Below are 14,390 nucleotides of genomic sequence, written 5' to 3' on the forward strand. Positions count from 1 at the left end.
TCATGCGGAGAAAGTATGAGCAGTTTGTTGTTAATCGTGCTTTATAATAAAAAGATCGAAGCTTCCCAAACACTTGCAACTTTGCTAGATTCAAACTATCAGGGCGAAATTTTTATATTTAATAATGGTCCAAACTCAGTCTCATTAGATGAACCATTATTAAGTTCTTTAGAAAGCAAGTTTGCAAAAGTCCATTTTGAGCAAGATATCACTAATCGTCCGCTAAGCGTGATGTACAATGATATTCTATCTTTGCCTGAGTATGATGTTTTTTATCTATTTGATGATGATACTTCAATACCAAGTGATTTTTTCGAAACTCCATTTACAGACTCTGATCTTGGGTTGCCAATAATTAGAGATGTTTCAAATAACCAGGCCTTTTATCCCGCTGTGAACGATTGTATTGCTTTAGAGCAGGGTCCTTTGCATAATAATGATGATGTTATATCGATTGGTTCTGGGTTGATTATCTCGCGAAGTTTACTCGATAAGTTTTGCCGACATAAGTTGAAGCCTTTTGATGAACGTTTTTCTCTTTATGGTGTGGATTTTAGTTTATTTAGAAGAATAAGGAATTTGAAATCTTCAGGAGAAGTAATAAAAATAAGTATCAAAGGTGAACTTAGCCATTCTCTATCTCGGGTAGGAGGGAAGAAATCAAAAGCACGTGAGTTAGAACGCATTATCGATAGAGTGTTATGCAAAATTCACTATTCTAATAGATTGCCTATTTTAACTTATGGCCATCTAGCTTGCATGGTTTTAATAAGCTTATTAAAGTTTGACTTTAAAACTGCAAGGGTAATTATCATGGTAATTAGAGATAAATGCCATCCTCGCAGTAAAAAATTTAAATTTAGATGGTGACTTTTAAAGGTTACCAATTTTATAAGGTTGATTTATGAAAGTTTTAGTAACCGGAGGGGCAGGTTTTATTGGCTCAGCGGTTGTTCGACATATTATAGAAAAGACTTGTGATGAGGTTATCGTACTTGATGCTTTGACCTATGCGGGTAATTTGGACTCTTTAAACAAAGTAAATACAGATCCAAGATTCCATATTGAGCAAGCCAGTATCTGTAATCATGAAAAAATGGATGAGATATTAAATAAATACCAACCAGACTTTATTATGCATCTCGCGGCAGAAAGCCATGTGGATCGCTCTATTGACGGCCCGGCGGCATTCATCGAGACAAATATTGTAGGAACTTACACCTTACTCGAAGCCACTCGCCGTTATTGGAATGGACTATCCGCTGAGAAAAAATCGGCGTTTCGTTTCCATCATATCTCTACGGATGAAGTTTATGGTGATCTTGAAGGGACAGACGACCTTTTCACAGAAACCACCCCTTATGCCCCTAGCAGCCCATATTCTGCTTCTAAAGCATCGAGTGACCACCTTGTTCGCGCATGGCATCGCACCTATAAACTGCCAGTCATTGTGACCAATTGCTCAAATAACTATGGTCCATATCATTTCCCCGAGAAGCTAATCCCTCTCATCATCCTTAACGCTCTTGAAGGCAAATCTTTACCCGTTTATGGCCAGGGTACGCAGATTCGCGACTGGCTCTACGTCGAAGACCATGCGCGTGCACTCTACAAGGTAGTCACAGAAGGCAAGGTTGGTGAGACTTATAATATTGGCGGACACAATGAACGTAAGAACATTGATGTAGTCAAAACCATTTGTTCATTGCTTAATGAGCTGGTTCCAGCAAAACCTCAGGGCGTTGCTGACTATGCTGATTTGATTACCTACGTGACTGACCGTCCTGGGCACGATCTGCGTTATGCCATTGATGCAAGCAAGATTGAAAGAGAGTTGGGATGGACACCAGAAGAAACCTTCGAAAGCGGTATTCGCAAAACGGTTGAATGGTATCTTGCCAATGAGGCTTGGTGGTCACGAGTAAAAGACGGTTCATATGCAGGTGAACGTCTGGGTCTTTCTGAATAACGTTGTTGAGTAGATATTGAAAATGAAAGGTATTGTTTTAGCCGGTGGATCTGGCACACGTTTGTATCCTATTACCCGTGGTATCTCCAAGCAGTTGCTTCCTATTTACGATAAACCGATGGTTTATTATCCAATATCTGTGCTAATGCTGGCCGGTATCAGGGATATCCTGATTATCTCTACGCCAGACGATATGCCTGCGTTCCAGCGTTTACTCGGCGACGGTAGCCAATTTGGTATCAACCTCAGCTATGAGGTTCAACCAAGCCCAGATGGCCTCGCCCAAGCGTTTATCATTGGTGAAAAGTTCATTGATGGTGACAGCTGCGCGTTAGTTTTAGGTGATAATATTTACTTCGGCGAAAGCTTCGGCCGTAAATTAGAGAGTGCAGTTCAAAATAATCAGGGTGCTACAGTCTTTGGTTACCAGGTGATGGACCCAGAGCGTTTTGGCGTGGTTGAATTTGATGAAAACAATCGGGCTATCTCTCTTGAGGAAAAGCCCGCCAATCCTAAGTCTAACTGGGCAGTGACTGGCCTCTATTTCTATGACAACGCCGTTGTTGAGATGGCAAAACAGGTAAAACCTTCTCCCCGTGGTGAACTCGAAATCACCACGCTGAATGAAATGTACCTCAACAAAGGTAAATTGAACGTCGAACTATTAGGGCGTGGATTTGCCTGGTTGGATACAGGTACACACGATAGTCTGCTTGAGGCGTCGCAGTTCATTCACACTATTGAGAAACGTCAGGGCTTTAAAGTGGCCTGTCTTGAAGAAATCGGTTTCCGAAATGGCTGGTTAAACAAGGATCAGGTTGCAGCTCAGGCTAAGGTTTTATCCAAGACGGGATATGGTCAGTATTTGCAACAATTGGTTGAAAGGGGATAAATAATGCAGATTATCAATACTAAAATTGCTGATGTTAAAATTATTCAGCCCAAAGTGTTTGGTGATGCGCGTGGCTTCTTCCTGGAAACTTTTGAACAGAAACGTTATCAAGAAATGCTTAATATTGACCTGAATTTTGTTCAGGATAATCACTCACGCTCCAGCAAAGGAGTACTGAGAGGCTTGCATTTCCAGACTAAAAATCCGCAAGGCAAACTTGTCCGCGTTGTTCGTGGTGAAGTGTTTGACGTCGCAGTGGATATCCGCCCTGATTCACCTACATTTGGTCAGTGGGAAGGGGTAGTGTTATCCGAAGAAAACAAGACTCAATTCTGGGTGCCACCGGGTCTTGCACATGGATTTGTGGTTCTGTCTGACGTCGCGGATTTTGAGTACAAATGTACTGACTACTATAATCCTGAGAATGAAGGCTGCTTGCTGTGGTCTGATTCTGATGTTGGAGTAGAGTGGCCGATTGAGTCTCCGTTGCTTTCCGAGAAAGACAAAGTCGGAAAAACGCTGAGGGAGCTTTTTGCATGAGGCTCCCACCTATCAGTGGCAGGCTTTTTCTCAGTTCGATGTACGCAATGCTGTCAGCCAATGGCTGGCAGTATCCGTTCTTTAGAGCCCTGGGTGGTATCGAGAGATGAGCTTACTTGCTAATGCAAAATGGAATTCGTTCTCTCAATTTTTCAAGATAGGTATTCAGCTAGTCAACATTGTCTATCTGGCGAAGCTAATCCCGCCCGCTGAGTACGGCCTAATGGCGATGGCTTTGGTAGTCTTAAATATGGCTATTCTGCTTCGCGACCTTGGAACCTCTGCTGCTATTATTCAGCGCAAGGAACTGACGAATTCTTTGATTAACACGGTATTCTGGCTAAATACCTTCATGGGGTTGGCGCTTGCAGTTATCGTCGTTTTGGCCTCACCTGTTATAGCCGAGATTTATCATCAGCCTAAACTTATCCCAGTGCTGATGCTTTTAAGCATAACCTTCCCTCTTTCAAGCTGTGCCGCAGCGCACCTCGCTCTATTGGAACGTGATTCAAAGTTTAAGAAAATCTCAGGGATAGAAATAAGCTCTTCAATGGTATCGGTTATTGTTGCTGTGGTTCTGGCAAACCTTGGGTATGGCGTATATAGCCTTGTTTTTCAGGCGATTACTCTTAATCTGATGTCGGCAATACAGTTCTGGCTAGCATCCTCTTGGAGACCTTTCTTAAGGGAATTTATAAAGCTAGATGAGCTTAAGAGCATTTTTGGCTTTAGTGCTAATCTTTCCTTTTTTAACTTTGTAAACTATTTCTCGCGCAACGCTGACAGCTTCATTATCGGGAAATTCATGTCAGTGTTTATTCTTGGCAACTATAGTCTTGCCTACAGAATAATGCTGTTCCCTCTGCAGAGTCTAACGTTTATAGCCTCGCGTTCTCTTTATCCTGTATTGAGTCGGAGCCAGGATAATAATGCCGATATATCTAAAACTTATCTGAACTGTGTTTTCGTTATTCTGCTAATCACAGCGCCGCTAATGAGCGGCCTTGCCCTGCTCAGCAAACCTTTTGTTCTTATGGTGTTTGGTCAGCAGTGGTCACTGGTTGGCGATATACTGAAGTGCCTTGCTCCGACGGCAATCATACAGTCAGTGTTGAGTACGACCGGTTCCGTGTTTATGGCAAAAGGACGAACCGATATTCTGATGAAGTTGGGGATTATTGGTACGATTTTGCAGGTTGGCGCATTTTTGATTGGCGTTCATTTCGACATTATCACGTTTGCATTGCTCTATTTTGTCGCCAACGTTTTAAATGCTTTCCCTGTTATGTACTGCCTGTTAAAGCTGATTAACTCAAACTTTAAAGATTTAATCGTCAAAATTGCACCAGTGGTTGGCGCTACGATCGTTATGGTCGTTGCAATGAAGTTTACCATTGCTCACATTGGCATCGATTTTATTTCTACTTTCCCAAGGCTGATCTCATTCTCTCTGTTTGGCGGCGCGATCTACTTTTTATCAATCGCGATACTGTCCACGCAGGTCAGAGGTGTGATTAAATCTGTCGCTAGAAAAAAATATTCTTAATTATTTAGGTGCGAGTTTTATGAAAATAACCATCGCCGGCACCGGCTATGTCGGGCTCTCAAACGGTATTCTGCTGGCGCAGAATCATGAAGTCGTTGCTCTGGATATCGATCAGAGCAAAGTGGACAAGTTGAACAACAAGATTTCTCCAATCGTTGATAAGGAAACTGAAGAGTTTCTCGCGACGAAGGATCTCAACTTTACTGCAACCACCGACAAGCATCAGGCTTATGAAAACGCTGATTTTGTTATTGTGGCAACGCCTACTGACTACGATCCGGTATCTAACTACTTCAACACCAGAAGCGTTGAGCTGGTGATTAGCGATGTCCTGGCAATCAATCCTCGGGCTACGATCGTTATCAAATCGACCATCCCGGTCGGATTCACCCGCAGCCTGAAAGAAAAGCTGGGCGTCGACAACATTATCTTCTCGCCAGAGTTCCTGCGTGAAGGGCGTGCGCTTTACGACAACCTGCATCCTTCACGCATTGTAGTGGGCAGCAAAAGTGAAAAGGCTCGCCAGTTTGCCGATCTGCTGGTTGAAGGAGCTATCAAGGAAAATATCGCGGTTCTGTTTACCGATGATACCGAAGCTGAGGCCATCAAGCTTTTCGCTAACACCTATCTTGCGTTGCGTATTGCCTACTTTAACGAGCTGGACAGCTACGCCGAGCACCACGGCCTTAACAGCCGTGAAATCATCGAAGGTATCGGCCTCGATCCGCGCATTGGTTCGCACTACAATAATCCTTCGTTCGGCTATGGTGGCTACTGTCTGCCTAAAGACACTAAGCAACTGTTGGCGAACTATGAAAACGTGCCAAATAACATCATTAATGCGATTGTTGATGCTAACCGCACGCGTAAGGACTTCATCGCTGATAGCATCGTGAAACGTAACCCTAAACGTGTTGGTATCTATCGTTTGGTTATGAAAGCAGGTTCGGATAACTTCCGTGCGTCTGCGATTCAGGGCATCATGAAGCGTATCAAGGCGAAGGGCATTGAGGTCATGGTTTACGAACCTGTTCTCGAAGAAAGCTATTTCTTTAACTCCCCAGTGACCCATGATCTGGCAGAGCTGAAGCAGGAATGTGATGTGATTATCGCTAACCGTCTGGTTGAAGAACTGAACGACGTGGCGGACAAGGTCTACACCCGTGACCTGTTCGGCAGCGATTAATCAACCATTGCACCCTCGTTAAACCCGCGAAAGCGGGTTTTTTATTGCCTAAATTTTGGTTTCTTCATCTGTTTCTTAATTGTATCGTGAGTTTGTAAGTATCCCAGCTGATGGCTGAGAAACCGGAAATCTCAAAAAGTGTGTGGAACTAAAGCCGGGATACTTACAAGCAAATGGCGGACGTAATGCGCTTCGGAAAGGGCAAGAAAGTAAAGCCACCGTTTGGCACGGTGGCTTCTACTGTTAGTGCAGGCAGCAGTTTTTGTACTTTTTACCGCTTCCGCAGGTGCAAGGGTCGTTACGGCCAATTTTTGGCGCAGCAACGCTCGGCGTTGCTGCCGGAGCAGGATCGTCCGACTGCTGGCTCAGCCAATAATCGTGCAGAGCAAGCGCGGCAGGAATGATGTTCTCGATATTTTCTTCAACGTCTTCATCCGACATTGCTTCCAGTCGCGCTTCGTTTTCATCGCGACCATGTAGAGCGATGGTGTCGAGAGAAGCCGTAAGCGATTCAGGTAGCGCAGACCAGTCATCCAGATCGACACCGCGCATATAGCCGTGGCACCACTCTTCGGCGACGGTATAGTCTTCGTCATCAATAGTATGCACGCCGAAAAGCGGCTCAAACTGATCGGGATAATCAATCAATCTGTCGGAAATATCATTCATGTGCTGGAAGGTCAGGTCCATAAAGCGATTAAGCTCGCGCTCTGACGCCCATTTAGGAATGTTTTCAGCACCGCCCCACAGCGCGACCAGCCATTCGCTCGGCTCAATCATGCGCGGGCCTGAAAGAATCGCAGTCAGAAAGCCGTCCAGCTCGGCAACATCCAGAACTGAATCGTCATTGCCGTACTTGACTAATACCTCTTCAAGCCATTCCAGCTCTTTCTCGTTCAGTGGTCCTTCTTTCATGTTGTCGTCTCCCGTGGAGTTTTATCTAAGTAGTGGCTCGATGGACGGCCAGATCTTCGCCCAGTTAATGAAGATCAGGAGTGCTGCGGATGCTGCGATGATGAAAAGCCACTTTCCAAGCATGTCCGTACCTCTTTCGTCTGAGATTGATTATCAGCCTTTTTATCTTATCCCGCGAGATTGTACCTCGTTACTTATAATTTGTTTAAATCCGGTTGTGATTTTTTCCAGCATGCTGAGATATCACTCTTTTAAGGCGCGACAGGCTATGAAACTGGCTTTTAATCCTACAATTTTGCCCCCGATTTTCTTTATCCTTTTGGGCATTTTATTGATAGCCAACGTGTGTGCGGCCGACAGGCGATTCGTTTTAGAGCCTGAGTTTCCGAAAAAAATCTGTGTGACACTGCTACCGCTTAAAGATGAGGGCAGCGATCGGCAGAGGATCCAGGCTGCAATCGCGCATTGTCCTTCCGGTGAGGCAGTACGATTGACCGCAGGGCGTTTCCTCAGTGGGCCTTTGCTGATGCGCTCTGGCGTATACCTTTGGATAGATAAGCGCGCCGTGCTTGCTGCCTCAACCGATCCTCATGATTACGATCGCGGGCAAGGAACCTGTGGAACATTAGGAACGCCTGGAAACGGCTGTCGACCATTTATTACATTTAACGGAAACGACGGCGGCGGCATTGTCGGCGACGGTGTGATTGACGGGCAAGGCGGGCAGCCAATGACCGGCAGCCGTGAGTCGTGGTGGCAGCTCGCGCGACGGGCGCAGAAAGAGCATAGTCAGCAAAACGTTCCACGACTTATTCAGCTCGAGCAGGCTAAAAATCTTATTTTCTATCGTATCCGATTGGTAAATTCCCCCAACTTCCATTTAGCGATGAACCATGTCGAAGGGATCACCGTATGGGGCGTCACAATCGATACCCCCGCCACGGCGCGTAATACCGACGGCATCGACCCCGGTGCCGCAACCGATGTCACCATTGCTCACACCACCATCAGCACCGGCGACGATAACGTGGCCATCAAGGGGGGCAGCAGCGGGGGAAGCCATTTTATTTCTCTCATTGATAACCATTTCTACGCCGGACACGGTATGTCTATCGGCAGTGAAACCTCGAGCGGCGTAAGCGACGTTTTAGTCAGAGGACTAACGCTGGATGGCACCACTTCAGGCCTGCGAATCAAAAGCGATGCCAGCCGGGGAGGATTGGTGAAAAACGTCGCTTTCCAGGACGTTATCCTGCGCAACAACCGCTGGCCGATCAATTTCGATACCCGCTACGACCCTGAAGCCAAAGGAGATTTAATTCCAGAGTATCAAAACATTACCCTGACCCATGTCAGTGGCGGCACGGGCAATCTCGTCATGCGCGGTTATGACGCTGCCCATCCGATCGGCATCACCCTCAATGGCGTACGCTTTGATAAGAGCGCGCGCTGGGAGATTGAGAATACGCGGGTGAAGGTTGTGGGGAAGGGCGTCTTTCCGGAGGTTACAGGGGGTATGCAAATCCAATGAATCTATTAAGTTATCTTAGGGGTAATGACTGCTTCAAGGCTATTCAGGCAGGAGTCTCAGGTAACTATACGCCAATGTTGCAGCCTGTTGATGACATCTCGCCCAATTAATGAGCTAAACCAACCGCCTTGGCTTGAGCCTGATACTGTTTAAGATTCTGCTCAATTGTCTGCACTGCTGCGCCAGTTTCGATAGCCGTTGAGCTAGCTACGGAGCGGTAGATTTGCTGTTTCGTTACTTTGGGGCGGGTATTTTTATCGGACATTTTATATTCCTCACTGTGCTTGAAGGAATTGTAATCAGTGATAGGGCTCCTTTAGAAGGTGGTTTTATTTTAGTCAAAAATTGCATTTGCTGACTTTATGCCGACTAAATTTTCTCTGTTGCCATTTTGTCGCCCAGTTTCCCCAAAAACAAAAAAGCCACTCCTCGCGAAGTGGCTTAATGTGCTGATTTAACAGCTAAATTTGGTGGCCCCTACTGGACTTGAACCAGTGACCAAGCGATTATGAGTCGCGTGCTCTAACCAACTGAGCTAAGGGGCCGCGGTGCAGGATTATACGGTAGTTAACTACTCCAGGTCTACACTTCATCCGACTGTATGCTTGTTTTATGTGCAACTTTTAGCTTGTTGTTATTGCTGCGAGTTTTTAGGATAGCAAGATTAAAATAGGCTGAAGGAGCAAGCATGATCACCGACATTATCGACCATAATCTGCGCGTCGTTTTCTGTGGTATCAACCCGGGTCTGTCTACCGCCCATCACGGCTATCACTTTGCCAATTCAAATAACCGTTTCTGGAAAGTGATTCACCAGGCGGGATTTACAGAACGTTTGTTGAAACCGGAAGAGGAGCAGCATCTGCTGGATACCGGTTGCGGTATCACGATGCTGGTTGAAAGGCCGACCGTAGAGGCTACCGAGTTGGCGCGCAATGAACTGCGCGACGGCGGTGAGGCGTTAAAAGCCAAGATGATGGAGTACCAGCCGAGGGCGCTGGCAGTGCTCGGCAAGCAGGCATTCAGCAGCGCATTTGGCATCCGCAAGGTCGCGTGGGGGCGTCAGGAAATAACGTTGGGCGATACTGAAGTCTGGGTGTTACCCAACCCAAGCGGCCTCAATCGCGCGACGCTGGACGAACTCGTTCAAAGCTATCAACAGTTGTCCGATACCATAAAATAGCGCTCTGCGTCTCCTGCAAGCATTTGTAGGCAATAAAAAAGCCCCGTCGGATTATCCAGACGGGGCTTTTGCTTTCAACTAACGATTATTGACTAATCGTCGAGGAAGCTACGAAGTACTTCAGAGCGGCTCGGGTGACGCAGCTTACGCAACGCTTTGGCTTCGATCTGACGAATACGCTCACGGGTAACGTCGAACTGTTTGCCCACTTCTTCCAGCGTGTGGTCAGTGTTCATATCGATACCGAAACGCATACGCAGAACTTTCGCTTCACGCGCGGTCAGGCCTGCAAGCACGTCGTGCGTTGCAGAACGCAGGCTCTCGGAGGTTGCAGAATCCAGCGGCAGCTCGAGGGTGGTATCCTCAATGAAGTCACCCAGATGCGAATCTTCATCGTCGCCGATTGGCGTTTCCATGGAAATAGGCTCTTTGGCGATTTTCAGCACTTTGCGGATCTTGTCTTCCGGCATCAGCATACGTTCGGCCAGCTCTTCAGGCGTTGGCTCACGGCCCATCTCTTGCAGCATCTGACGGGAAATACGGTTGAGCTTGTTAATCGTCTCAATCATATGCACCGGGATACGGATGGTACGTGCCTGGTCGGCGATGGAGCGGGTGATAGCCTGACGAATCCACCAGGTCGCATAAGTCGAGAACTTATAACCACGGCGATATTCAAACTTATCAACGGCTTTCATCAGGCCGATGTTACCTTCCTGAATCAGGTCGAGGAACTGCAGACCGCGGTTGGTGTATTTCTTGGCGATAGAAATAACCAGACGCAAGTTCGCTTCAACCATCTCTTTCTTGGCGCGACGCGCTTTAGCTTCACCGATCGACATGCGACGGTTAATGTCTTTGACCTGCTCGATGGTCAGACCGGTTTCTTCTTCGATCTGACGCAGCTTTTGCAGCCCACGCTGAACGTCTTCGGTCACTTCTTTCAGTTTTTCAGACCATGGCTTAGCCATTGCCAGTGCAGCATCGAACCAGGTTTGGTTGGTTTCGTTGCCGGCAAACAGGTTGACGAAGTTTTTCTTCGGCATTTTGCACTGTTCAACGCACAGCTTCATGATCAAACGTTCTTGAGCACGGACGCGATCCATCATGGAACGCATGCTGTTTACCAGGAAGTCGAACTGTTTTGGCACCAAACGGAACTGTTTGAAGACTTCGGACAGCTTCAGGATCTCTTCAGCAGAGCTCTTGTGGCTGCGGCCGTTTTTCTTGATAACCTGACGGGTAGCTTCATGTTGTTCACGCAGTTCGGTGAACTTCTGGCGCGCCAGTTCAGGGTCGATGCTGTTGTCGTCTTCAGCATCGTCGTCTTCGTCTTCATCGTCGTCCGAGTCGTCTAATTCTTCATTAGAAAGTTCAGAACCAACGTGCGTCGCGGTCGGTGCAACTTCTTCTTCTGCGTTAGGGTCAACGAAACCGGTGATCAGATCGGACAGGCGTGCTTCGCCCGCTTCAACACGGTCATATTGCTCTAACAAATAGGTGATAGCTTCAGGGTATTCAGCAACCGAACACTGAACCTGGTTGATACCGTCTTCGATACGTTTAGCGATATCGATTTCGCCTTCACGGGTCAGAAGTTCTACGGTACCCATCTCGCGCATGTACATACGCACAGGGTCGGTGGTACGGCCGATTTCAGATTCTACGCTTGAGAGCACCTGCGCTGCTGCTTCTGCTGCATCTTCGTCGGTATCAGGTCTATTTTCGGCCAGCATCAAGTCATCGGCATCAGGCGCTTCTTCAAGTACCTGTATACCCATGTCGTTGATCATCTGGATGATGTCTTCGATCTGGTCGGAGTCGACGATATCTTCCGGCAGATGGTCATTGACCTCAGCAAAGGTCAAATAGCCTTGCTCCTTACCACGGGTGACAAGTAGCTTAAGCTGTGACTGCGGGTTTTGCTCCATAAGACGGTATCCACACTTCAGAGTATTGGGTTGGTGTCGGTCGGCGAAACCGCCAACTATAACATTTGGGGCGTATTTGATTTCGCCGCGGCCCACTATGGCGGCATTTTGCGGGGTAGCATCCCGCTATATATCGGCACTTAAGCCGTGAGTTCTTTAACGCTTTGTCCATGAAGCTACAGCGCTGTTGGCTACGTTCATTCACACCAGTCAATTACTTAGTGTACGTAACTGGCGATTAATTCAGCTTACCGCCTTGCTGTAACTTCAATGGCTTTGCGTGACGCTGAGTATCTGAAGTTTTGGCTTCACTACTTTGCGTAAATTCTGTTATTAAGCGTTTTAACGCTTTCTGCGCGCTTCGGTAATGGCTCTGACTTCTTCCCGCTCTTCGGCACTCAAGCCTTCAGTTCGTGAGCGGGCAATCAATGTTTCTAGCCTTTGTACCAGTGCTGAATCGAACAAATGGTCCAACGCGTCCAGGAATGTTTTTTCTGCAATGTCCCTATCTGCTATATCGTCCCACATTGCCAGGATTTCAAGCTGTGGGCCGAATTTATTATCGCGGTACATCTCCAGCAACTGGCCTGTTTTCAGGCCTGGCTGTGCGTTGCAGATGTCGGCCAGTTCTTTCAGCAAATCAAGACCTGGAAGTTTTGATTGCTCTAAACCTTGCAACGAGGGTATAAGTGTAGCCAGTTGTGGATTTTGTACCAGTAACCCTATCAGTATACGCATGGTTGTGCGTTTTAGCTGGGGCGCCTGGTAGCTATTTGCACTCTCCGCCGGTTTCGGCATCAGTTTTTCCAGCTGGCTATCATCTAAAATCCCGAGTTTGTTCCCCAACTGCTGACGCAAGTACAGCCGCAGCGTCTCGCCTGGCACCTGACTTATCAGCGGCAGCGCGAGCATGCTCAGCTTGGTGCGCCCTTCAGGACTGCTCAGGTCGACCTGCGGCATTAACGTGTCGAACAGGAAGGTCGAAATCGAATGCGCCTCTTCCATACGTTGTTCGAACGCCTGCTTGCCCTCTTTACGCACCAGCGTATCCGGGTCTTCGCCGTCGGGTAAAAACATAAAGCGCAGCTGACGGCCATCCTGCAAATAGGGCAGGGCCGTTTCCAGCGCACGCCATGCTGCTTCACGCCCCGCACGGTCGCCGTCGTAACAGCAAATCACCGTGTCGGTTGCGCGGAACAACAGTTGAATGTGTTCAGCCGTGGTGGAGGTGCCCAGCGACGCAACGGCATAATCGATGCCAAACTGCGCCAGCGCGACGACGTCCATATACCCCTCAACCACCAGAAGTCGGGCAGGAGTAGGGTGATTCAACTGTGCTTCATAAAGGCCATACAACTGGCGGCCTTTATGGAAAATCTCGGTTTCCGGTGAGTTGAGGTATTTGGGTAATGCGTCACCCAGCACTCGTCCACCAAACGCAATGACCCGGCCGCGCTTATCGCGGATAGGAAACATGACACGTTCGCGAAACCGGTCATAACTGCGTCCTTGTTCGTTGGTAATCAACATGCCAGCGTCGGTCAGAGAGCTTCTGTCGTCGGCCGTTTTACCAAAGCGCTTTAGCGCGTTGTCCCAACCCGCAGGGGCGAAACCGATGGCAAAATGATTGATAACCTCATCGCTTAAACCGCGTTGAGCCAGATAGTCGCGGGCAGGTGCCCCGGCAGGCTGCTTAAGTGACTGCTGATAGAAGGCGCTGAGCGGCTCCATCAACTGGTAAAGACTTTGACGCTGATGACGTTCCATCGGAGTCGGGCCGGTGCCAACTTCATACGGCACTTCCAGACCTTGCATGGTCGCCAGTTCCTCGATGCACTCAACAAACTCGAGTCTGTCGTAGTTCATCAGGAAGTCGACGGCGTTGCCGTGTGCTCCACAGCCGAAACAATGATAAAACTGCTTATCGCCGTTTACGGTGAATGAGGGTGTTTTCTCATGGTGAAATGGGCAGCACGCGTGATAATTCTTGCCTTGTTTCTTGAGCTTTACCCGAGCATCGATGAGATCGACAATATCGGTACGAGCCAGCAAGTCATTGATAAAAACGCGCGGAATTCTCCCAGCCATAAGCCCCTTACTCACTTACCCTTTAATCAGTCGCGCTGCTGCGCTTGCCGCATCACGAAATTTATTGGGTGTAGCCTATAAACGAGAACAAGCCGCGCATTCCTTTCGGAAAGCACGGCCTTCGTATGCAACTACTCGGTCTGCGCGTTTTAAAAAACAGTATCACGCGGGTGGGGTTGCCCCCGAAGAATTAATACAGACGAGTGCGACGTGCGTTTTCGCGAGCCAGTTTCTTGGCGTGGCGTTTTACTGCAGATGCTTTAGCGCGTTTACGTTCGGTAGTCGGTTTTTCATAGAATTCACGACGACGAACTTCAGCCAAAACACCTGCTTTTTCGCAGGAACGCTTGAAGCGACGCAGAGCTACGTCGAACGGCTCGTTTTCACGTACTTTAATTACAGGCATGTGCCTCTCACCTCGATAAAATCGGTTTGTTCGCTAGCGTTGTGCCAGCTCATTTCAAAATGGTGCGGAATTTTACTCCAACTTGCCTAGCCTTGTAAAGCCCAATGGCAAATTGAAACAGGCGCATTACAATCCATTTATCGATGGACTGTGCGCTCGCTTTTGCGTCGGCCGCCGATTATATACCAATCAATTTGAATTGC

Annotated in this window: 13 protein-coding genes and 1 tRNA gene; 8 read left to right on the top strand and 6 right to left on the bottom strand. The window is 47.8% G+C overall.

Going from position 1 to position 14,390, the window contains the following annotated elements; translation table 11 throughout:
• The first annotated feature begins 15 nt into the window (after positions 1-15).
• The 6 genes from O1V65_RS21295 to O1V65_RS21320 all read left to right on the top strand — a co-directional run bounded on the left by O1V65_RS21295 (position 16) and on the right by O1V65_RS21320 (position 6,133).
• Positions 16-870 carry a glycosyltransferase family 2 protein gene (locus tag O1V65_RS21295; RefSeq protein WP_165428825.1) on the top strand — a complete coding sequence of 285 codons (855 nt, stop codon included), beginning with the start codon at positions 16-18 and terminating at the stop codon, positions 868-870.
• Between the two features lie 34 nt (positions 871-904).
• Entirely contained in the window at positions 905-1,969 is a 1,065-nt protein-coding gene (gene rfbB, locus O1V65_RS21300) for a dTDP-glucose 4,6-dehydratase (protein WP_165428826.1), read from the top strand.
• Positions 1,970-1,991: 22 nt separating this feature from the next.
• The gene (gene rfbA / locus O1V65_RS21305; RefSeq protein WP_165428827.1) at positions 1,992-2,861 is read left to right on the top strand and encodes a glucose-1-phosphate thymidylyltransferase RfbA; all 870 of its coding nucleotides are present in this window, start codon (positions 1,992-1,994) and stop codon (positions 2,859-2,861) included.
• Positions 2,862-2,864: 3 nt separating this feature from the next.
• Positions 2,865-3,401: a dTDP-4-dehydrorhamnose 3,5-epimerase gene (rfbC, locus tag O1V65_RS21310; protein ID WP_165428828.1), complete on the top strand. Its 537-nt coding sequence runs from the start codon at positions 2,865-2,867 to the stop codon at positions 3,399-3,401.
• A gap of 106 nt (positions 3,402-3,507) precedes the next feature.
• A complete protein-coding gene (locus tag O1V65_RS21315) occupies positions 3,508-4,947 on the top strand; it encodes a lipopolysaccharide biosynthesis protein (protein ID WP_165428829.1) in 1,440 nt (479 codons plus the stop codon).
• Positions 4,948-4,966: 19 nt separating this feature from the next.
• A complete protein-coding gene (locus O1V65_RS21320; RefSeq protein WP_017493536.1) occupies positions 4,967-6,133 on the top strand; it encodes a nucleotide sugar dehydrogenase in 1,167 nt (388 codons plus the stop codon).
• A gap of 243 nt (positions 6,134-6,376) precedes the next feature.
• On the opposite strand, the gene O1V65_RS21325 is transcribed toward O1V65_RS21320, so the two are convergent.
• Positions 6,377-7,048: a YecA/YgfB family protein gene (locus tag O1V65_RS21325; protein WP_017493535.1), complete on the bottom strand. Its 672-nt coding sequence runs from the start codon at positions 7,046-7,048 to the stop codon at positions 6,377-6,379.
• A gap of 268 nt (positions 7,049-7,316) precedes the next feature.
• Between O1V65_RS21325 and O1V65_RS21330 the strand changes: the two genes are divergently transcribed.
• Positions 7,317-8,579 carry a glycoside hydrolase family 28 protein gene (locus tag O1V65_RS21330; RefSeq protein WP_269130009.1) on the top strand — a complete coding sequence of 421 codons (1,263 nt, stop codon included), beginning with the start codon at positions 7,317-7,319 and terminating at the stop codon, positions 8,577-8,579.
• A gap of 106 nt (positions 8,580-8,685) precedes the next feature.
• On the opposite strand, the gene O1V65_RS21335 is transcribed toward O1V65_RS21330, so the two are convergent.
• Positions 8,686-8,844 (bottom strand): hypothetical protein, encoded by a 159-nt coding sequence (locus O1V65_RS21335; protein ID WP_017493533.1) that lies wholly within the window; start codon positions 8,842-8,844, stop codon positions 8,686-8,688.
• Between the two features lie 203 nt (positions 8,845-9,047).
• Positions 9,048-9,124: transfer RNA gene (locus O1V65_RS21340), tRNA-Ile, on the bottom strand.
• A gap of 143 nt (positions 9,125-9,267) precedes the next feature.
• On the opposite strand from O1V65_RS21340, the gene mug reads away from it, so the two are divergent.
• Positions 9,268-9,762 (top strand): G/U mismatch-specific DNA glycosylase, encoded by a 495-nt coding sequence (gene mug / locus O1V65_RS21345; RefSeq protein WP_017493532.1) that lies wholly within the window; start codon positions 9,268-9,270, stop codon positions 9,760-9,762.
• A gap of 92 nt (positions 9,763-9,854) precedes the next feature.
• Here mug and rpoD read toward each other — a convergent pair whose 3' ends face one another.
• The 3 genes from rpoD to rpsU all read right to left on the bottom strand — a co-directional run bounded on the left by rpoD (position 9,855) and on the right by rpsU (position 14,187).
• The gene (gene rpoD / locus O1V65_RS21350) at positions 9,855-11,693 is read right to left on the bottom strand and encodes an RNA polymerase sigma factor RpoD (protein ID WP_017493531.1); all 1,839 of its coding nucleotides are present in this window, start codon (positions 11,691-11,693) and stop codon (positions 9,855-9,857) included.
• Positions 11,694-12,035: 342 nt separating this feature from the next.
• The gene (dnaG, locus tag O1V65_RS21355; RefSeq protein ID WP_017493530.1) at positions 12,036-13,781 is read right to left on the bottom strand and encodes a DNA primase; all 1,746 of its coding nucleotides are present in this window, start codon (positions 13,779-13,781) and stop codon (positions 12,036-12,038) included.
• Positions 13,782-13,971: 190 nt separating this feature from the next.
• Complete coding sequence (gene rpsU, locus O1V65_RS21360; RefSeq protein ID WP_001144069.1) at positions 13,972-14,187, bottom strand: 30S ribosomal protein S21; 216 nt, start codon at positions 14,185-14,187, stop codon at positions 13,972-13,974.
• Positions 14,188-14,390 lie beyond the last annotated feature (203 nt).

The sequence above is a fragment of the Rouxiella badensis genome (assembly GCF_026967515.2).
GTDB lineage: Bacteria > Pseudomonadota > Gammaproteobacteria > Enterobacterales > Enterobacteriaceae > Rouxiella > Rouxiella badensis.

What these genes read in the sequence shown, in the direction of transcription:
- rfbC (WP_165428828.1), top strand. Translation starts at nt 2,865, where the DNA reads ATGCAGATTATCAATACTAAAATTGCTGATGTTAAAATTATTCAGCCC.
- O1V65_RS21330 (WP_269130009.1), top strand. Translation starts at nt 7,317, where the DNA reads ATGAAACTGGCTTTTAATCCTACAATTTTGCCCCCGATTTTCTTTATC.
- rfbB (WP_165428826.1), top strand. Translation starts at nt 905, where the DNA reads ATGAAAGTTTTAGTAACCGGAGGGGCAGGTTTTATTGGCTCAGCGGTT.
- rfbA (WP_165428827.1), top strand. Translation starts at nt 1,992, where the DNA reads ATGAAAGGTATTGTTTTAGCCGGTGGATCTGGCACACGTTTGTATCCT.
- rpoD (WP_017493531.1), bottom strand. Translation starts at nt 11,693, where the DNA reads ATGGAGCAAAACCCGCAGTCACAGCTTAAGCTACTTGTCACCCGTGGT.
- O1V65_RS21325 (WP_017493535.1), bottom strand. Translation starts at nt 7,048, where the DNA reads ATGAAAGAAGGACCACTGAACGAGAAAGAGCTGGAATGGCTTGAAGAG.
- rpsU (WP_001144069.1), bottom strand. Translation starts at nt 14,187, where the DNA reads ATGCCTGTAATTAAAGTACGTGAAAACGAGCCGTTCGACGTAGCTCTG.
- O1V65_RS21295 (WP_165428825.1), top strand. Translation starts at nt 16, where the DNA reads ATGAGCAGTTTGTTGTTAATCGTGCTTTATAATAAAAAGATCGAAGCT.
- O1V65_RS21335 (WP_017493533.1), bottom strand. Translation starts at nt 8,844, where the DNA reads ATGTCCGATAAAAATACCCGCCCCAAAGTAACGAAACAGCAAATCTAC.
- O1V65_RS21315 (WP_165428829.1), top strand. Translation starts at nt 3,508, where the DNA reads ATGAGCTTACTTGCTAATGCAAAATGGAATTCGTTCTCTCAATTTTTC.
- dnaG (WP_017493530.1), bottom strand. Translation starts at nt 13,781, where the DNA reads ATGGCTGGGAGAATTCCGCGCGTTTTTATCAATGACTTGCTGGCTCGT.
- O1V65_RS21320 (WP_017493536.1), top strand. Translation starts at nt 4,967, where the DNA reads ATGAAAATAACCATCGCCGGCACCGGCTATGTCGGGCTCTCAAACGGT.
- mug (WP_017493532.1), top strand. Translation starts at nt 9,268, where the DNA reads ATGATCACCGACATTATCGACCATAATCTGCGCGTCGTTTTCTGTGGT.